Origin of the sequence: Streptomyces sp. NPDC058291, from assembly GCF_042880855.1 — a bacterium.
In the GTDB taxonomy this organism is placed as follows: Bacteria; Actinomycetota; Actinomycetes; order Streptomycetales; family Streptomycetaceae; genus Streptomyces.
This window is the reverse complement of the sequence record NZ_JBHVYK010000003.1, coordinates 18,634-34,456: the sequence shown is the minus strand read 5'-3', so window position 1 is coordinate 34,456 and position 15,823 is coordinate 18,634. Positions and strand designations below refer to the sequence as shown.

General features: G+C 73.3%; 16 protein-coding genes and 2 pseudogenes. 8 read left to right on the top strand and 10 right to left on the bottom strand.

Annotation, left to right across the window (positions count from 1 at the left end; all coding sequences use genetic code 11):
• Positions 1–598: 598 nt before the first annotated feature.
• Entirely contained in the window at positions 599–1,369 is a 771-nt protein-coding gene (locus ACFVYK_RS02315) for a YcnI family protein (protein WP_389767825.1), read from the bottom strand.
• 1,257 nt (positions 1,370–2,626) lie between these two features.
• Between ACFVYK_RS02315 and ACFVYK_RS02310 the strand changes: the two genes are divergently transcribed.
• From ACFVYK_RS02310 to ACFVYK_RS02300, 3 genes are all read left to right on the top strand, one after another.
• A complete protein-coding gene (locus tag ACFVYK_RS02310; protein ID WP_389767578.1) occupies positions 2,627–2,818 on the top strand; it encodes a hypothetical protein in 192 nt (63 codons plus the stop codon).
• A gap of 286 nt (positions 2,819–3,104) precedes the next feature.
• A complete protein-coding gene (gene ctaD / locus ACFVYK_RS02305; RefSeq protein ID WP_389767576.1) occupies positions 3,105–4,817 on the top strand; it encodes a cytochrome c oxidase subunit I in 1,713 nt (570 codons plus the stop codon).
• Positions 4,814–4,954 (top strand): hypothetical protein, encoded by a 141-nt coding sequence (locus ACFVYK_RS02300; protein WP_389767574.1) that lies wholly within the window; start codon positions 4,814–4,816, stop codon positions 4,952–4,954. The genes ctaD and ACFVYK_RS02300 overlap by 4 nt, the downstream gene beginning before the upstream one ends.
• Positions 4,955–5,522: 568 nt before the next feature.
• On the opposite strand, the gene ACFVYK_RS02295 is transcribed toward ACFVYK_RS02300, so the two are convergent.
• From ACFVYK_RS02295 to ACFVYK_RS02275, 5 genes and pseudogenes are all read right to left on the bottom strand, one after another.
• Positions 5,523–6,191, bottom strand: coding sequence for a DUF3618 domain-containing protein (locus tag ACFVYK_RS02295; protein ID WP_389767573.1), 669 nt, complete (start codon positions 6,189–6,191; stop codon positions 5,523–5,525).
• Complete coding sequence (locus tag ACFVYK_RS02290; protein ID WP_389767571.1) at positions 6,167–6,583, bottom strand: phage holin family protein; 417 nt, start codon at positions 6,581–6,583, stop codon at positions 6,167–6,169. The genes ACFVYK_RS02295 and ACFVYK_RS02290 overlap by 25 nt, the downstream gene beginning before the upstream one ends.
• Before the next feature lie 3 nt (positions 6,584–6,586).
• A complete protein-coding gene (locus ACFVYK_RS02285) occupies positions 6,587–7,327 on the bottom strand; it encodes a hypothetical protein (protein WP_389767570.1) in 741 nt (246 codons plus the stop codon).
• Between the two features lie 217 nt (positions 7,328–7,544).
• A pseudogene (locus tag ACFVYK_RS02280) lies at positions 7,545–7,856 on the bottom strand (GNAT family N-acetyltransferase); the annotation flags it as partial.
• A gap of 208 nt (positions 7,857–8,064) precedes the next feature.
• Complete coding sequence (locus ACFVYK_RS02275) at positions 8,065–8,478, bottom strand: cupin domain-containing protein (RefSeq protein ID WP_389767568.1); 414 nt, start codon at positions 8,476–8,478, stop codon at positions 8,065–8,067.
• Positions 8,479–8,614: 136 nt separating this feature from the next.
• Between ACFVYK_RS02275 and ACFVYK_RS02270 the strand changes: the two are divergent.
• Positions 8,615–9,457, top strand: a pseudogene (locus ACFVYK_RS02270) (helix-turn-helix transcriptional regulator).
• Positions 9,458–9,585: 128 nt separating this feature from the next.
• On the top strand, positions 9,586–10,128 hold the full coding sequence (locus ACFVYK_RS02265; RefSeq protein ID WP_389767566.1) for a phosphatase PAP2 family protein: 543 nt from the start codon (positions 9,586–9,588) through the stop codon (positions 10,126–10,128).
• Positions 10,129–10,194: 66 nt separating this feature from the next.
• Here the strand turns inward: ACFVYK_RS02265 and ACFVYK_RS02260 are convergent, their stop codons facing one another.
• A complete protein-coding gene (locus ACFVYK_RS02260; RefSeq protein WP_389767564.1) occupies positions 10,195–10,674 on the bottom strand; it encodes an ATP-binding protein in 480 nt (159 codons plus the stop codon).
• 167 nt (positions 10,675–10,841) lie between these two features.
• Between ACFVYK_RS02260 and ACFVYK_RS02255 the strand changes: the two genes are divergently transcribed.
• Complete coding sequence (locus ACFVYK_RS02255) at positions 10,842–11,207, top strand: STAS domain-containing protein (RefSeq protein ID WP_389767562.1); 366 nt, start codon at positions 10,842–10,844, stop codon at positions 11,205–11,207.
• Positions 11,208–11,246: 39 nt separating this feature from the next.
• Here the strand turns inward: ACFVYK_RS02255 and ACFVYK_RS02250 are convergent, their stop codons facing one another.
• Positions 11,247–12,437: a PP2C family protein-serine/threonine phosphatase gene (locus tag ACFVYK_RS02250; RefSeq protein WP_389767560.1), complete on the bottom strand. Its 1,191-nt coding sequence runs from the start codon at positions 12,435–12,437 to the stop codon at positions 11,247–11,249.
• 184 nt (positions 12,438–12,621) lie between these two features.
• A complete protein-coding gene (locus ACFVYK_RS02245) occupies positions 12,622–13,077 on the bottom strand; it encodes a MarR family winged helix-turn-helix transcriptional regulator (RefSeq protein WP_389767558.1) in 456 nt (151 codons plus the stop codon).
• A gap of 63 nt (positions 13,078–13,140) precedes the next feature.
• Here ACFVYK_RS02245 and ACFVYK_RS02240 point away from each other — a divergent pair, with 63 nt between their 5' ends.
• Positions 13,141–13,902 carry an alpha/beta fold hydrolase gene (locus ACFVYK_RS02240; RefSeq protein ID WP_389767556.1) on the top strand — a complete coding sequence of 254 codons (762 nt, stop codon included), beginning with the start codon at positions 13,141–13,143 and terminating at the stop codon, positions 13,900–13,902.
• A 60-nt stretch (positions 13,903–13,962) separates the two neighbouring features.
• Here the strand turns inward: ACFVYK_RS02240 and ACFVYK_RS02235 are convergent, their stop codons facing one another.
• The gene (locus tag ACFVYK_RS02235) at positions 13,963–14,418 is read right to left on the bottom strand and encodes a hypothetical protein (protein WP_389767554.1); all 456 of its coding nucleotides are present in this window, start codon (positions 14,416–14,418) and stop codon (positions 13,963–13,965) included.
• A 239-nt stretch (positions 14,419–14,657) separates the two neighbouring features.
• Between ACFVYK_RS02235 and ACFVYK_RS02230 the strand changes: the two genes are divergently transcribed.
• Entirely contained in the window at positions 14,658–15,758 is a 1,101-nt protein-coding gene (locus ACFVYK_RS02230) for an AI-2E family transporter (protein ID WP_389767552.1), read from the top strand.
• Positions 15,759–15,823: the final 65 nt, after the last annotated feature.

Sequence of the window (15,823 nt, the reverse complement as noted above, 5' to 3'; positions counted from 1 at the left end):
GAGCACCGCCACGTCGGCGAAGCCCGCGCTGCCGCCGACCCGGGACAGGCCGTAGACGAGCGCGGCGACGCCCGGGGAGAGCAGGAGCAGTCCGACGACGTCCGGGCGGGCGGGGCGCCGGGGGCGGGGCGGTCGTCGGGCAGGTTGCGGCGGGCGAGCCAGATGCCGGCGACGCCGAAGGGGACGTTGACCAGGACAGCCAGTGCCAGTCGGCCAGACGCAGGACGAGGCCGCCCGGGACGGGGCCCAGGATCGGGGCGAGTGCGGCGGGGACGGCGGGGACGGTGGGGACGGTGATGATGGTGATGATGGCCATGACCTTGCCGGTGGTGGGGCCCTTGGCGGCCTGCATGATCAGCGTGACGGTGAGCGGCATCATGACGCAGCCCCTGACGCCCCGACGCCCCCGACGCCCCCGACGCCCCCGACGCCCTGGATGACGCGGCGGTGCCCCTTCGGCTCGACCGCAGTGCCGCGGACCGCGGAGGACACCGCCGCCGCCCGCGGCGACCACGAAGCGAGTGCGGGAGGAAGGGGCGAACGGCCCTGCCGCCAGGCCCTGCCGTCGGCAGATCCGACGGCAGGGCCGACGACCGGCCTACTCCGGCCGGGATCCGGCGGAGCGGCCCCGCAGGAGGGCGAAGGCCGCGGCCGCGAGCCCCAGCACGCCGACGACCAGCCCGGCGACACCGAGCCCGCGGGCGGTCGAGTCGCTGTCGGACGCGGTGGCCGCCGAGCGCTCGGTGCTCTTGGCGGTCGCCGAAGGCGCCGTGGAGGCGCCGTCCTGCGCCGATCCCTCCGCCGTCCCCTCCGCGGCCTCCGCGGCCCTCGCGGTGAACCGCAGGACCGGGGCCGGGTTCTCCGGCTCCTCGCCGCCGGGCTCCGCGTCCTCGATCCAGCGGACCGTCTTGCCGTCGGAGTACGTCTGCAGGGTCTTGAAGGCGAGGCGGTCGGCGTCGTCGGGCAGCTGCCCGAAGGCCACGTCGAAGTCCTCGAACTGGCCGGCGCCGATCTTCCCGCCGGTCCAGGTGATCTCGGAGACGGCGTCGGTGATGGTGCCGTCGTCGGTCTTGACCGGCGTCTTGAGCCTCGTGTTCGTGACCTTGGCGGTCCAGCCGTCCCGCGGCGAGACGAGCACGCCGAGCACCGGGTGGTCGGTCGGCAGGAAAACCTGCACCTTGGTGGTGCTCGCCGTGCCCTCCTCGTTGGGGACGCGGAAGGTCAGGACGCCGTCCGTGGCGCCCTTGGCGTAGCTCTCGGGATGCACGGTGACATGCGCGCAGGCGACGCCGGCGGCGGCGAGGACTCCGGCGGCGGCGAGGGCGACGACGCCGGCGCGGCGCAGGGCGGTGATGCGAGTCGTGGACATGGCTGAGTGGATCTCCGTACTGGGGAGGAGGGACGTCTGACGTCGGATCGCGTACGACGTCTCCGCGGGCGGTCCTCTCCGGTGCACGGCGTACCGCAACCGGGCCTGCCGCGGCCGGTGCCTCCCGCCGGCCGCCGAACGTACGCAGCCGGGCGTCCTCGAGGCGCCCCGGAAGCCCCTCACCAGACGCCACCAGGCGGCGAGCCCCGGCACGAGGGCGACCGCCCACCGCAGCAGCGACCACAGCGCGGCCTCGCCGCGCCGCAGCCACCAGGTCAGCGCCAGGGCGGCGGCGAGGTGGGCGACGGTGGCGTGCGAGGTCAACGCGTGCGGGGTCGCCGCGTGCGCGGAGGAAGGGGCCATCCGCATCCCGTGCATGACCGTCGCGGAGTGCGGCCGGGCGGCGTGGAACGCGAGGTGCAGCGCGCCCTGGGACGCCAGCGTCCCCGCGCCGATGGCGAGGAGGGACCGCTCCCGACCGCCCAGCAGGAACGCGCCCGCGAAGACGGGCGCCGCCCCGGCGATCTGCGTCCACGCCGCGGGCGCCGCCCCCGTGGCCAGCGCGTGGCCTCCGGCCGCGAGCAGCACGCAGAGTACGGCGAACACCGCCGCGCGCAGGCTCCGCACCGCCGGGGACGCACTCATGTCCGCAGATGGTGTCACGCCGTGGGGGGATCCCTCCCCGCGCCTGCGCACGATCGTCGCCGCTCTCTTGTCGCCTGGTCCGACCCGCCTCCTGCCTCCTCCTTACGGGCCACGGGCGGGAGCCGTTCAGTTGCCCGAACGGACCGCCCGCCAGGGCGGAGACAGGGGCCGGATCGGGGCGCGGCGGGAGCGTGGGACACCGGCGCACGGAGGACTCGGCGGGCAACCCACGCAAGGAGCCGACATGTCCGGCAACGACGAGAAGCCGACCCGTCCGCTGGAGCAGGTGACCGGCGAGAAGGACGTGCACCCGGAGGAGGAGGGGGAGGAGGAGGGGCCGCGCCTCGACAGCACGAGGCGGACGCCCAGGAGGGAAGGCAGGACGCGACGTCCGGCACCCCGGACGCGGCCGTGGAGGACGAGCGACGCGGCCGTGGAGGACGAGCGACGCGGCCGTGGAGGACGAGCCGCGGTGACGGTGGACCAGCGACGGGACGTCGCCTCTTTCGGGGAGCAGGGCGGCGTCCTGTCGCGTCGGCGTCCGCCCGCCTCAGCCACTGTCCCGGCGCCCGCTCCGACCTCGTCGTCCTGGTGGCCGGCGGGTGGCCGGCCGTGTCGCCCTGGCTGCCGGGTCTGCACAAGACCGCCGTGTTCGACGGCGCCGAGATCGCCGACACGGCGATCGGCGGCCCCTACATCCTGCGGGCCGTGGTCTCGCTCGTCCTGCTGAAGCGGACGGCGACCATCCCGACCGCAGTCCGCCGGCCGTCGACGACCGCCTCTGAGCGACCCGAGCGGCGCTAACCGGACCGGGTGCGCCGGCCCCGCCGACCCTCGCGGCGAGGCGACCCGACGCCCATGTGGGCCAACCCGTCACCATCTCGGCGGTACACCCCGTCCGCGGCGCCACGCCGCGCGCTGACCCGCCGCCGGCCTTTCGCACCGGGCCTCGGCGCAGGGGAGGTGTGCGCCACGGCCAAGTGGTTACACGGCATCCGCCCCGTCGCTGCCAGGCGCGTCGGCGTGCGACGCCCGAGCGGTTACGGGACCTTGATACCTGAATGTGCACTTTCACCCACTGAGGGAACCGATGACTGCTGAGACTGAACCGGTCACATCGGTGCCGGTCGAGGGACGGCGCAGCCGGGGCCGCATGGTCGTCTCCTGGCTGACGACGACCGATCACAAGAAGATCGGTCACCTCTATCTGATGACGTCGTTCGCGTTCTTCCTGATCGGAGGGGCGCTGGCCATGGCGATCCGGGCGGAACTGGCGCGGCCGGGACTGCAGTTCCTGTCCCAGGAGCAGTACAACCAGTCGTTCACCATGCACGGCACGATCATGCTGCTGCTGTTCGCGACGCCGACCTTCGCCGGATTCGCCAACGCGATCATGCCCCTGCAGATCGGCTCCCCCGACGTCGCCTTCCCCCGGCTGAACATGTTCTCGTACTGGCTGTTCCTGTTCGGCGGGGTGATCGCGATGTCCGGCTTCCTCACCCCGCAGGGCGCCGCCGACTTCGGCTGGACCGCCTACACACCGCTCAGCGGCGGCGAGCGCACCACCTACCTCGGCGGCGACCTGTGGATCATGGGGCTGGCCCTGGCCGGCTTCGGCACGATCCTGGGCGCGGTCAACTTCATCACCACGATCATCTGCATGCGCGCACCCGGCATGACCATGTTCCGGATGCCGATCTTCACCTGGAACGTGCTGCTGACCTCGGTGCTGGTGCTCTTCGCCTTCCCCGTCCTGGCGGCCGCCCTGTTCGCGCTGGAGGCGGACCGCAAGTTCGGCGCGCACATCTTCGACCCGGAGAACGGCGGGGCGGTCCTGTGGCAGCACCTGTTCTGGTTCTTCGGCCATCCCGAGGTCTACATCCTCGCGCTGCCCTTCTTCGGCGTGATCACCGAGATCATCCCGGTCTTCTCGCGCAAGCCGATCTTCGGCTACATGGGCCTGGTCGGCGCCACCATCTCCATCGCCGGGCTGTCGGTGACCGTGTGGGCCCATCACATGTTCGCCACGCAGGCGGTGCTGCTGCCGTTCTTCTCCTTCATGACCTTCCTGATCGCCGTGCCGACCGGAGTGAAGTTCTTCAACTGGATCGGCACGATGTGGAAAGGCTCGATCTCGTTCGAGCCCCCGATGCTGTGGGCGGCCGGCTTCCTGGTCACGTTCCTCTTCGGCGGCCTGACCGGCATCATCCTCGCCTCGCCGCCGATGGACTTCCACGTCACCGACAGCTACTTCGTCGTCGCCCACTTCCACTACGTGCTCTTCGGCACGATCGTCTTCGCCATGTTCGGCGGCTTCAGCTTCTGGTGGCCGAAGATGACCGGCACCATGCTGGACCACCGGCTGGAGAAGATCCACTTCTGGACCCTCTTCGTCGGCTTCCACACCACCTTCCTCGTCCAGCACTGGCTCGGCGCCGAAGGCATGCCCCGCCGCTACGCCGACTACCTCGCCGCCGACGGCTTCACCGCCCTCAACACGGTGTCCTCGATCGGCGCCTTCCTCCTCGGCCTGTCCACGTTCCCCTTCCTCTACAACGTGTGGAAGACCGCCAAGTACGGCAAGCGCGTGGACGTCGACGACCCCTGGGGCTACGGCCGTTCCCTGGAGTGGGCGACCTCGTGCCCGCCGCCCCGCCACAACTTCGCCACCCTGCCCCGCATCCGCTCCGAGTCGCCGGCCTTCGACCTGCACCACCCCGAACTCGCCGAGATCGAGCACCACGAGAACGCCGGCACACGCGACGCCGTGGACGCCGACAGCCACAAGGGCGAACCCCGGTGATCTCCGGGCAGCCGCCCGGTCCGCGGGACCGGCACGCGGCGCGGCTGGCCAACGAGGTCGAGGGCTGCCTCCTCCTGCGGGCCGAACGGGACCGGGCCGAGCGCGAGGCCGAGACGCTCTGCTCGCGCCTGCCCTGACTCACCACGGCCCAGGCCGAGGACGTGACGCGCCACTGCACGCAGCAGCGCCTCGGCCTGACCCGGCAGGCCCTGCAGGTCACCGCCGACCGGGCCCTGCGGCTGCGGGCGGAGTACGAGGCGCGCTACGCGGCGCTGCGCAGGACCCTGCTGAAGTGGCACGCCGCGTGCGCCGTTCGCCTCCTCACCGCCACCGGCACGGGGTCGGCTCCACCTCCTGTCTGCTCACGCGGTAGGACGCCGTCCGGTCGTCCTGGACCGTCGTCCGCGTCCCTGTGCGCGGGGGGCGGCGGTTCAGGACGGCGGCGGACGACGCGACCGTGCTGCTGTGCGAATGGCTCGGCCCGCCCGCCGACCCCGGCCGCTACGAGGAGGCCGTCCGGCTGGCCGGACCGCCCCGGCCCGCCACATCCGACCCCGCCCCCGACTCCGACTCCGACCCCGACCCCGACCCGGTCCCGGCCGCCGGGACGGGTGAGGACGGCCGGCTCGACGCCCGCACGCGGCGGGGCCCTGAGCGAGGGAACTCGCTCAGGGCCCCGCGCCGAGCACGGAACGTTCGGCCGGGTCAGGGCTGGTTGCGCGCCTCGCCGGCGACCTGCCTGCCGGATTCGCGCGCTTGGTCCGTCACCTGGGCGGCCTGGTCACGGGCCTCCTCCTGGGTGGTGCGGGCCGCTTCCGCCGCGGTGTCCTTGACCTCCTGCGCCGCGCCCTCGGCGGCTTCCCTGGCGCCTTCCTTGAGGTGCTGCGCCGATTCGAGGGCGGCCTCCTTCACGGGCTCCAGCGCCTCGCCGCCGTGGGCCATCAGGTCGCCGGCCGTGCGCTGCTCCACCTCGGAGGCCGGCAGCAGCGAGGACGCCAGCATGCCGACGCCGAACGCGATCACTCCGGCGGCCAGCGGGTTGCCCTGGGTATGGCGCATCGCCTGGTCGGGCGCCTGCCGTATCGCCTCTCCCGCCTGATCGGCCGCGTCGCGCGCGGTCCCGGCCACCTGCTGGGTGCCGTCCTGCAGCGACCCGGTCGCCGACTGCGCGCCGCTCGCGACGCCGTGGGCGGTGTCCCACGCCGTTCCCATGACCCGCTCACGCATCCCCGAGACGGCGCCGCGCACCCGCTGCGTGCGGCGGCGGACCACCCTGCGCGGACTCGCCCTGTCCGCGAGCCGGTCCACGTCCGCGGACAGCCGGCCCCGAGTGGCGTCGATCTCGGCCCTCATCCGGTCGGGTGACGTGCCCATTGCGCATTCTCCTTCATCGTCTCGACGGTCTGCTCCGGCTTGGGTGCCACCGTGCGCATGCGGGTCCTGCCCCGCTGGTACAGCACGGCCGCGACGACGGCCCACACGGCGGCGACGATCAGGGCTGCCCAGCCCCCGTCGATCACGTTGGCCAGGCCGAGCACGGCGGCCAGCGACAGGAACAGCACAACCATGTAGCCGGCGAACCCGGCGCCGCCGTACATGCCGGCGGCCTTGCCCGCTTTGGTCGCCTCCTGCCGGACCTCCACCTTGGCCAGCTCGACCTCCTGCCGGAACAGGGTCTGCACGTCCGACGTCACGACGGACAGCAGCTCGCCGACAGTGCGGTCGTCGGCGGTCGGCCCCGCCGGGCGGGGCGGAACGGAGGACATCTCTCACACCTCCGGGGCCGGACGGCCGGGCGCGGCGCCCGGGGGGACGCCTACGGCCGGCGGAAACGGCGGCGGCTCGGGGGCCGCAGGCGGTGCGGCGCCGGCCGTCGAACCGGCCGGGAGCCCGGCGGGCACCGGCTCGTTCAGCGCCGCCCGCTCCGAGGCCGCGACGGCCCCCTGCCCCTCCGCCCCGGCAGACCCCGAAGGCCCGGAAGACCCGGAGCCGGAAGACGCGTCGGTCGATGACGTGTCGGCCTTGGCCGCCACCTTCACCATGCGTCCCACGACCAGCCCCGCCAGCAGCGCGCCGCCCAGGAACGCCCCGGGACGGCGCCGGGCGAAGCCCTGCACGTCGGAGAGGACGCCGTCGACTCCCTGCTTCTCCAGATAGTCGGCCGCCCGGTGCCCGCCGTCAGCCGCCTGAGCGGCCAGGCTTCCGGCGGGCGACTCGCTCTGGGCGTTCTCGGCCAGTCCCGCCAGGTCGTCCGCCCAACCGTGCAGCGCCCCGGCAGCCCGCTTGGTCTGCCCCTCGACCTCGTCCATCGCGCGGCGACGCAGATCGGCGGCGACCGCGCCGGCCTGCTGCCGGGCCTCCCCCGCCACGGCCTTCGCCTGGTCCACGGCCGTCCCCGCGACCTGTCCCGCAGCCTGCTGGGCCTGACCGGCCGTGGCCGACGCCTCGGCCCGGGCCGTCTGCCCGGTCTGCTGCAACCTGGTGGTGTCGTCCTGCACTGCCTCACTCATCAGCCACGCCTCCTCGCATGTCCATGCGGCCATTAGCCGGATATGTACACGAGTGACTGTTTCGTACCCGTCTACACCTGTCGAGGGACGGAAATTGCGGCGCTTCCGGAACTCGACGGCACCGGGGCCGAACAGCGCGCGCCGCCGGCCGGAAGGAGCGTCAGCTTCGGGCCCGGGCCGCTCGTCGGGCGGGGGGCGCGATCCACCGTGGACGCGGTCACAGGTCCCGTTGACGCACGAACCCCAACGGCGTCAGGCCCTCGGCCGCGCACAACCGGTCGGACGCTACTCCCACTTCGGTCTGCACCAGCTGGTACACGGCCCCGTGCCGACGCCCCCGGTGCATCGCCGCGCGCCACAGAGCCCGCCCATGACCCAGGCCCCGAGACTCCGGCCGTACGCCGACGTACTGCGGCAGCAGCCGCCTCCGCCCGGCGGCGTCGGTCATGGTCTCCAGGGGGCCGATCACGCCGACGACGCGGCCGCCGTCGACGACGGTCAGGACCGGGCCCACCGTCCCGGCCCACATCGGCGATCTTTGTCGCACGCAAGGAAGCGGCCGGTTCCGGCGATCGCGACGACGGCCTCGAAGAGGTCCGGCAGCCCGATCGTCCGGATGCACTGGGCCGAGCGTCGGCACGTAGGGCACCCGCAGCACGGGCTCGATCCAGGCCCGGCGAAAGCGCATGGCCGCACGTTACCGGCATCGCCCTGGTCGCCGTCGCCGACGGCCGCCCTCAGCCGGCGACGGCGGCCAGGGCGGCGGCGTACTGCTCGTCGGTGACCGGCTCCAGCCAGGTGGTGCCGTCGCCGGCGTCGTCCCCGACCACCAGGGCGTAGTGGGCCATGAGGGTGGTGTCGGTCGCGCCGTGCCAGTGCTCCTCCCCCGCCGGGCACGTGACCGTGTCGCCGGCGCTGACGCGGACGACGTCGCCGTCGCGGGTGCCCACCAGGCCGACCCCGTCGGCGACGTGCAGGACCTGTCCAAGGGCGTGGGAACGCCAGTGGGTGCGAGCGCCGGGTGTGAAGCGCACCAGAGCGGCGGCCAGCCGGGCCGGCTCGGCGGGAGTCGCGATCATGTTGAGGTAGACGTCGCCGGTGAAGCGCTCGGCCGGGGCCTTGAGGGTGGGAGTCTCGGAGATGTGTTCCACGGCTGCTTTCCTTGATCGCGGGGGTGGGCGGGTCGCCGGTGGGGCGGGGAGGGCGAGCGAGGTCAGGCGGCTCGCTCGTGGGCGATCTCCTTGAGCCGGGTGATCGCGGTCATGGCGTTGGGCCCGCCGCGCCAAGATCACGCCTCAGCAGGCGGGGCTGCCCGCGTACGGCGGCAATCGACGCGTGCCGGGGCTGCGCCGCGAGGAGGTCGCCCTGCTCGCGGGCGTCAGCATCGACTACTACGTCCGCCTCGAACGCGGTCACCTCGCCGGCGCCTCCGAGGAGGTCCTCGACGCCGTGGCGAACGCCCTGCAGCTGGACGACGCCGAGCGCGCCCACCTCTACGATCTGGCCCGCGCCGCGGCCGACCGTCCGGCCCGTCGTCGCGGGCGCGCCCGCGGGCCGCTCCCGGACAGCGTGCTGCGGGTCCTGCACTCCATGACCGACGCGCCGGCCTTCATCCGCAACGGCCGCTTGGACGTCCTCGCCGTCAACGACCTCGGCCGCGCCCTGTACTCCCCGCTGTTCGCCGACGGCGTCGTCCCACCCGTCACCATCGCCCGCTTCCAGTTCCTCGATCCGCGCGGCCGCGACTTCTTTCCCCGACTGGGACGAGTCCGTGAACACCACCGTCGCGCTCCTGCGCACGGAAGCCGGTCGCGCCCCGCACGACAGCGACCTGACCGGACTGGTGGGCGAACTCGTCACCCGCAGCGAGGAGTTCCGCACGGCTGGGCCAAGCACAACGTGCGTCTGCACCACACCGGGCGCAAGTCCTTCCGCCACCCGGCGGTCGGCCTGATCAGCCTCGACTTCGATGCCATGGAACTGCCCGCCCAACCCGGCCCGACCCTCACCGCCTACAGCGCCGCCGCGGGCCTGCCCGACCACGACGCCCTGCGTCTGCTCGCCGCCTGGGCCGCCACCGAACAGCAGGACGCCGCCGGGACCGAGGCGCACGGGGAACGCTCCCGTTAGCCCGGGCGCGCGGCCGGTGCGGCGCGCGTGGCCAGGAGGCGTCCTCCGTGAGGCAGGCGCCGGACGGCCTGGCCGGGCCGCGCGGTGTGGCATCGCGTCCTCGGGGATACCTGCACCTCATGAACGTGATGAGGACAGTGCGGAAAGCGGACCGGCGGCTGATCCAGCAGGCGGCCTCCCGCGTTCCGCCACGGGTCGGCACGGTGTTGTCGGTCGTGGAGGAGACCGCGGAGAGCTCCAAGCTGTGGTGCGGAGCGGCCGTGTTGATGACGGCGTACGGCGGGCGGCGGGGACGGCGGGCGGCCGCCGCGGGACTGACCGCGCTCGCCGTCGCCCAGCTCGTCGCCAACGGGCTGTGCAAGCAACTGGCCGACCGGCCGCGGCCGCCCAAGGAGTGGATCCCGCACGACGAGGTGGAAGACCGGCCGGACTCCTCCTCCTTCCCCTCCGGGCACACGGCCGCGGCCGTCGCCTTCACGGCCGCCGTCGCCCCGTCCGCGCCCGTCGCCGGCGCGCTGTGCGCGATCCCGGCCGCGCTGGTCGCCGTCGAACGCGTGCAGAGCGGCGCCCACTACCCCACGGACGTCGTGGCCGGCGCCGCCGTCGGACTGGCGGTCGCCTGGGTGACACGGAGCGTGCCGCGCCTGGCGTGCGGGCTTCTTCCGGCGTGACGGTCGGGGCCCCAGGCCCCGCGGGCGTGATCAGGCTGCCGGCGTCCGCGGACCGAGGGCCCTGGGTCAGGGGGCGGGCGGCGGGGGCGCCGCTGCCCCCTGGGTCTCGGCCAGGGCGATACGTGCGGTGATGCGCTTGCCGACCGCCTCCTGCTCGACGAAGAGGTCCTCGGTGACGGCCTTGACGATCTCCAGGCCGTGCTGGCCGACGCGTCCGGGGTTGGCGGCCCGCGCCGTGGGAACCGTGGGGTCGCTGTCCCACACCACGACGTCCACGCGGCCCGCGGTGATGCGCAGTTCCATCAGCACGGGCCCGGGAGCGTATTTGCGGGCGTTGGTGACCAGCTCGCTGACCACCAGCTGAGTGATGTCCCTCACGCGCGTCGGCAGGGGCAGGCGATGCTCGGCGCCGGCCCGGTCGAGAAAGGCCACGGCGTGGTGACGGGCGTCGGCGATGCAGCCGTCGTCCGCCCCCAGGGCGTAGCCCGCCCGCATCAGGTACTCCTCCGGCCCGCCGCAGCCGTCATCGTCGGCATGGGATTCCACGCGTTCGCCCTCACTCCCCCGTTCACGTGCGCCGGTACCCGCAACGGCGTCATTCATGCCAGGGGTTGTCCCACACAGCCGCCTGGGTGCATGCCGCCGTGGCATTGGGGCAGAATTCCGCGCACGCCCGTTTTCCGGGGGTCAGCCTAAGCGCAGTCGAGGAGACAGTGACCGACAACCAGCAATTGGACCGGCCGGAACGGCTCTCCGTACAGCCCGAAGTGGTCGACGGCGTCCGTGTCGTGCGCGTGCGCGGCGAGATCGACCACGACGGCACCGACGTCCTCAGCCGGGCGCTGACGTCCCGGGACGGCATGGCGCCGCCCCGGACCGTGGCCGACCTCAGCGGCGTGACCTTCATGGACTCCAGCGGCATCAACGTCCTGGTCTCCGCCCACCAGCGGGCGAGCGACGCTCAGGGGTGGCTGCGCATCGCCGGCGCGCAGGAGCCCGTCTCGCGGGTACTGCACCTGGTCGGCATCGACGTCCTCATCCCCTGTCTCCCCACGGTGGAGCAGGCCCTACGCGCGTGACGGGCTCGCCCGGTGCGGCCGGGTCCGGTGCGCCGTGGCTCAGCGCCGCGGTTCCGGACCGGGCCGGGCCGGCCGGCGGCGGTTGCCGTGCCAGTCCAGTATCACGACGGTGGCGTCGTCCCTGAGGCTGCCGTGGCACGCCTCGATCACGGCGGCGGTCAGGCTCTGGACGGCTTCCCTCGGGTGCAGCGCGCGGGTCTCGTGGACGATCCCGGTCAGGTCGGCGGCCGCGGCGCCGCGCTCCTGCATGCCGTCGGTGAGCAGGATCAGGCGGTCACCGGGGAGCAGTTGCAGTTCCTGCACGCGGAAAGCGGTGGGCGCGGCGACGCCGAACGGCAGGTTGACGGCGAGTCTGACCTCCTCGACGACCCCGTCGCGCAGCCGCAGCGGCCACGGGTGACCGGCGTTGACCAGTTCGCACAGGCCCGTCGCGAGGTCGACGCAGAACAACTGCCCGGTGGCCAGGCCGCGGCTGTGGCTCAGCAGGGCCTGGTGGGCGTGGTGGGCCTGCTTGAGCGCGTCGCACCCGCTGCGCCGGGACTGCCGCAACGCGCCGACCAGCAGAGTGGCCAGCAGGGCCGAGTTGGTGTCGTGGCCCATGGCGTCGGTGATGGACAGGTGCAGGGTGTCGCGGTCGAGGGTGTAGTCGTAGGTGTCGCCGCCGATGTCGTCGGCCGGGATCAGTCCGGCGGCGAGCGTGAACTCGTCCGCCTCGCAGCAGGGGGCCGAGGGCAGCAGTTGGTGCTGGATCTCCGCGGCCAGGCTGGTCGCGGTGGTGCGGCGGCCCAGGTGGTAGAGGTCGGTGAAACGCCGGTCGGTGACGATGATGTAGGCCAGCGCGTGCGCCGCGTCGCGGACCTGCCGCAGCACGGTGTCGTCGGCTGCCTGCAGGGTCACCTCCAGCACGCCGATGCAGTCGCCGCGGTTGGTGACCGGCGTGATGACGAGCTGCCCGCCCTGGCCGTCGGTCTCGACGTGCTGGCGCTGGCTGCGCAGGACTTCCTCGTAGACGCTGCCCTGCAGGTCGATCGGCGTGGCGTCCTGCACGTCGTCGCCGGCGGCGGCGAGGCGCACCAGCCGCCGGCCGACGAGGTCGGCGAACAGAAAGGACACGTGTTCGGCGCCGAACCGCTTCTGCAGGTCGTGCGCCACGACGTCCACGGACTCCCCGGGCGGGGCCGCCTCCGCGGCGGCCAGCAGTTCGCCCAGCTCCAGATCTCCACCCTCCACGGCAACCTCCCATCGGCTGCCGCACCTTCTTCCCCGGATCTCCGCAAGGTCACCTGATGCGCACGTCATGGCCGGTCGGCGGCGTCCCGCGGGGCTCTGCTCGCGGCAGGTCGAGCGCGGGCGCCGACAGGGCGGTACGGGGCCTCGGCGGGCGCCCGGGTCCCGTCGCGATCGAGCGGGTCCGTCAGGCCGGCTCCTGCGGCGCGGCCGCCCCGGCCCGCGTCTCGGGCTGTGACTCCTCGATCCTGCGCAGCAGGCCCAGCAGCGTCTCCCGCTCCGGCTCCGCCAGGCTCTGGAAGCACTCCTGGAGCACCGAGTCGGCGATCTCGTGGCCCGCGCTCAGCATCCGCTCCCCCTCGGTGGTGAGGTGGTGCTCGATGCGCCGGCCGCGGCCTGGGCGCCGGTCCACCAGACCCTGCGCGACCAACCGTCCCGCGAGTGTGCCGAAGGCCTGCTCGCTCTGGAACGTCGCCGCCGCCAGTTGCCGCGCGCTGGAACCCGGCGTGCGGCCGATCGCCCTGAGGGCGTCCCACTGCGCGAGCGTGCTGCCGATCGACGCGAGGCGGCTGTCGAGCGCCCGGTGCTGGCGGTACTGGACGGCCTTCACGGCCCTTCCGAGAATCTGCAGTTCAACGGCCATGTCGGCCAGACTACCACCGTGACCAAACTTGTTTATATAAATATCCTTAGTTAAGGTGGGGCCATGACTTCGCACCTGACGCTCACCGAATCCGGCCCCGCCGCCGGCCGCCCCGTCCTCGTCCTGCACGGCGGCGGCGGTCCCCTCACCGTCGCCCCCGTGGCCGAGCACTTCGCCGCGACCGCCCGCACGCTGCTGCCCACCCATCCGGGCTGGAACGGCTCCCCCCGACCCGCCGACCTCACGACCGTGAGCGGCCTCGCCGCCGCCTACCTCCGCCTCCTGCGCGAGCGCCGGCTGTCCGACGTCCTGGTGATCGGCTCCTCCCTCGGCGGCTGGATCGGCGCCGAGTTGGCCGCGGCCGACACGGAGGGCCTGATCAGCGGACTCGTCCTGGTGAACGCCGTCGGCATCGAGGTCGACGGCGAGCCGGTCCGCGACTTCTTCACCCTCGACGCGCGGGGCGTCGCCGAGCACGCCTACCACGACTCCGAGCGCTTCTACGTCGACCCGGCGACCCTCCCGGCGGAACGCGTCGCCGCCGTCCAGGCCAACATGGCGGCCCTGCGCCTCTTCTCCAGCGGCCCCGCCATGAGCGACCCCACTCTGCGCCCCCGACTCGCGGCCGTCACCGTCCCGACCCTCGTCGTGTGGGGCGAGAGCGACGGCATCGTGACCCCGTCCTACGGCAAGGAGTACGCCGCGTCGTTCCCCTACGGCCGCTTCGCCGAGGTGGCGGAAGCGGGCCACCTGCCCCATCTCGAACAGCCCGCCCGGACGTTCGCCCTGCTGGACGCCTTCGCCGCGGAGACCGCCCGCCGCTGAACCGGGGCGTGGAACAGTGCCGGGAGGGCACGTGCCCGCTCGCGGACCGTTTTCGGGGCGTCAGCAGGCGTCGTACTTCCAGGCGTCGCCCTCCAGCGCCCACGGCTGCGCCTGCTGGTCGAACTTCGGCAGTCCCGTCACCTTGTAGGTGGCACGTCCCATCGAGCCGGACACCTCCGCCTGCACGTCGCTCACCGCATGGTCCTCGCCGTAGTCGGCCGACGCCTGCTTCACGACGTCCGCGTACGAGCCCTTGCCGACCTTCTTCGCGCAGCGCGTGGACAGCATGCTGTACGCGGTGTCCGCGTCGCCGGCGAAGTACGCCGCGGTGTAGACGGCGACGGCGGCCTTCAGATCGTCGCCCTCGTGCGCGGCGGGCACGCTGACCGTGGGCTCGGCGACGGGGGTGCCCGAGTCGTTGGCCGCCGGGGCGTCGTCCTCGGACCCGGACGAGGAGCAGGCGGTGAGCGCGGCGAGGAGCAGTGCCGCGGTGACGATGGTGGCGCTGGTGCGCATGGTGTGTCCCCCCTGGACGCGGTGCTTGAGGCAGCATGGTGCCACGGCGGGCAGCACGCGACCCCCGCCGGCCAGGGTTCGGCGGGGGCCTGTGACCGGCCCGCCACCAGGGTGTGACAGTCCGACACCGCTCACGCGGAACTCCTGGACCTGATCACTCGCCGGGAGGGGTGCCTGCCTTCGGGGGAAATCCGCGGCCGCGCCGCGATCCGGCGGTCGGCCGGTGGTACGGGCATGAGATGCCCACTCCACCGCGCCAGCCAGCCTCGCCGCCCGGACGCCGAAGCGGCGGGGAACCGCGTGTGCCGGGCCTGCTGCGGACGGCGGCCGCGTACGCCTGGCGGATCATCGCCGTCGGCGTCGTCGTCCGCGCCGTCTTCTCGGTGCTCGGGCAGTTCCAGCGGATCGCCGTCGCCGTCTTCCTCGGCCTGGTCATCACCGCGGTGATCCGCCCGGTGGCCGGCCTCCTCGCCCGGTTCCTGCCCCGTCCGCTCGCGGTGGCCACCGCGCTCATCGGCGGCATCGTCCTGGTCCTCGGCGTGCTGACGCTGGTGGGAGAGACCGCTGCGAGTCAGCGCAGCGGGCTGGAGAAGGAGTTCGTGGCGGGCGTCGACCGGATCGAGCGTCAGCTCGAAGGGCCTCCCTTCCGCCTCCCGTCGCACGCGTTCGACGATCTCCAGTCCCGGATCGGGGACCTCGTGTCGAGCCACCGCTCCACCCTCATCAGCACGGCGCTCAGCGGAGCGACCCGACTGGTCGAGGTGCTGACCGTGCTCGCCCTGGCCCTGTTCTGCTCGGTCTTCTTCATCCACTCCGGCGACCGGCAGTGGCAGTGGCTGTGCGACCAGCTCCCCGCCGGGGCGCGCCGGCACTTCACGGTCGCGGGCCGGGCCGCCTGGCGGACCTTCACCGGGTACACGCACGGGATCCTGCTGGTGGCGGCGACCAACGCGGTCCTCGTGGGCGTCGCGCTGTTCGGTCTCGGAGTCCCGCTCGCCGTGCCGTTGGCGTTGCTGGAGTTCCTGGCCGCCTTCATCCCGCTGATCGGCTCGCCGATCGCGCTGGCGGTCGCGGCCGTGGTCGCCCTCGCGTCGAAGGGGCTGTTCATCGCCCTGGTGGTCGTGGCCCTGATCGTGGTCATCGGTCAGATCGAGGGCCACCTTCTGCACCCCATCGTGATGAGCTGGGCGGTCCGCCTGCACCCGCTGGTGGTAGCCCTCGCCGTCGTCGGCGGGGCGGTCGCGGCCGGGGTCGTCGGCGCCGTGGTCGCCGTGCCGCTGGTGGCGGTGGCCTGGTCCGTGAACCAGGCGCTGCGCGGGCCTGGCGACGCGTCGCGATGAGCACAGATCTTCCGTCGTCCGGTCACGGACTCAACAAAAAGACGTTTGTACGGCCGCTGACGGTG

Bases quoted from the DNA above. Each gene is read 5' to 3' on its own strand.
- ACFVYK_RS02315 (WP_389767825.1), bottom strand. From the start codon at position 1,369: ATGTCCACGACTCGCATCACCGCCCTGCGCCGCGCCGGCGTCGTCGCC.
- ctaD (WP_389767576.1), top strand. From the start codon at position 3,105: ATGACTGCTGAGACTGAACCGGTCACATCGGTGCCGGTCGAGGGACGG.
- ACFVYK_RS02295 (WP_389767573.1), bottom strand. From the start codon at position 6,191: ATGGGCACGTCACCCGACCGGATGAGGGCCGAGATCGACGCCACTCGG.
- ACFVYK_RS02290 (WP_389767571.1), bottom strand. From the start codon at position 6,583: ATGTCCTCCGTTCCGCCCCGCCCGGCGGGGCCGACCGCCGACGACCGC.
- ACFVYK_RS02285 (WP_389767570.1), bottom strand. From the start codon at position 7,327: ATGAGTGAGGCAGTGCAGGACGACACCACCAGGTTGCAGCAGACCGGG.
- ACFVYK_RS02265 (WP_389767566.1), top strand. From the start codon at position 9,586: ATGAGGACAGTGCGGAAAGCGGACCGGCGGCTGATCCAGCAGGCGGCC.
- ACFVYK_RS02245 (WP_389767558.1), bottom strand. From the start codon at position 13,077: ATGGCCGTTGAACTGCAGATTCTCGGAAGGGCCGTGAAGGCCGTCCAG.
- ACFVYK_RS02240 (WP_389767556.1), top strand. From the start codon at position 13,141: ATGACTTCGCACCTGACGCTCACCGAATCCGGCCCCGCCGCCGGCCGC.
- ACFVYK_RS02235 (WP_389767554.1), bottom strand. From the start codon at position 14,418: ATGCGCACCAGCGCCACCATCGTCACCGCGGCACTGCTCCTCGCCGCG.
- ACFVYK_RS02230 (WP_389767552.1), top strand. From the start codon at position 14,658: ATGCCCACTCCACCGCGCCAGCCAGCCTCGCCGCCCGGACGCCGAAGC.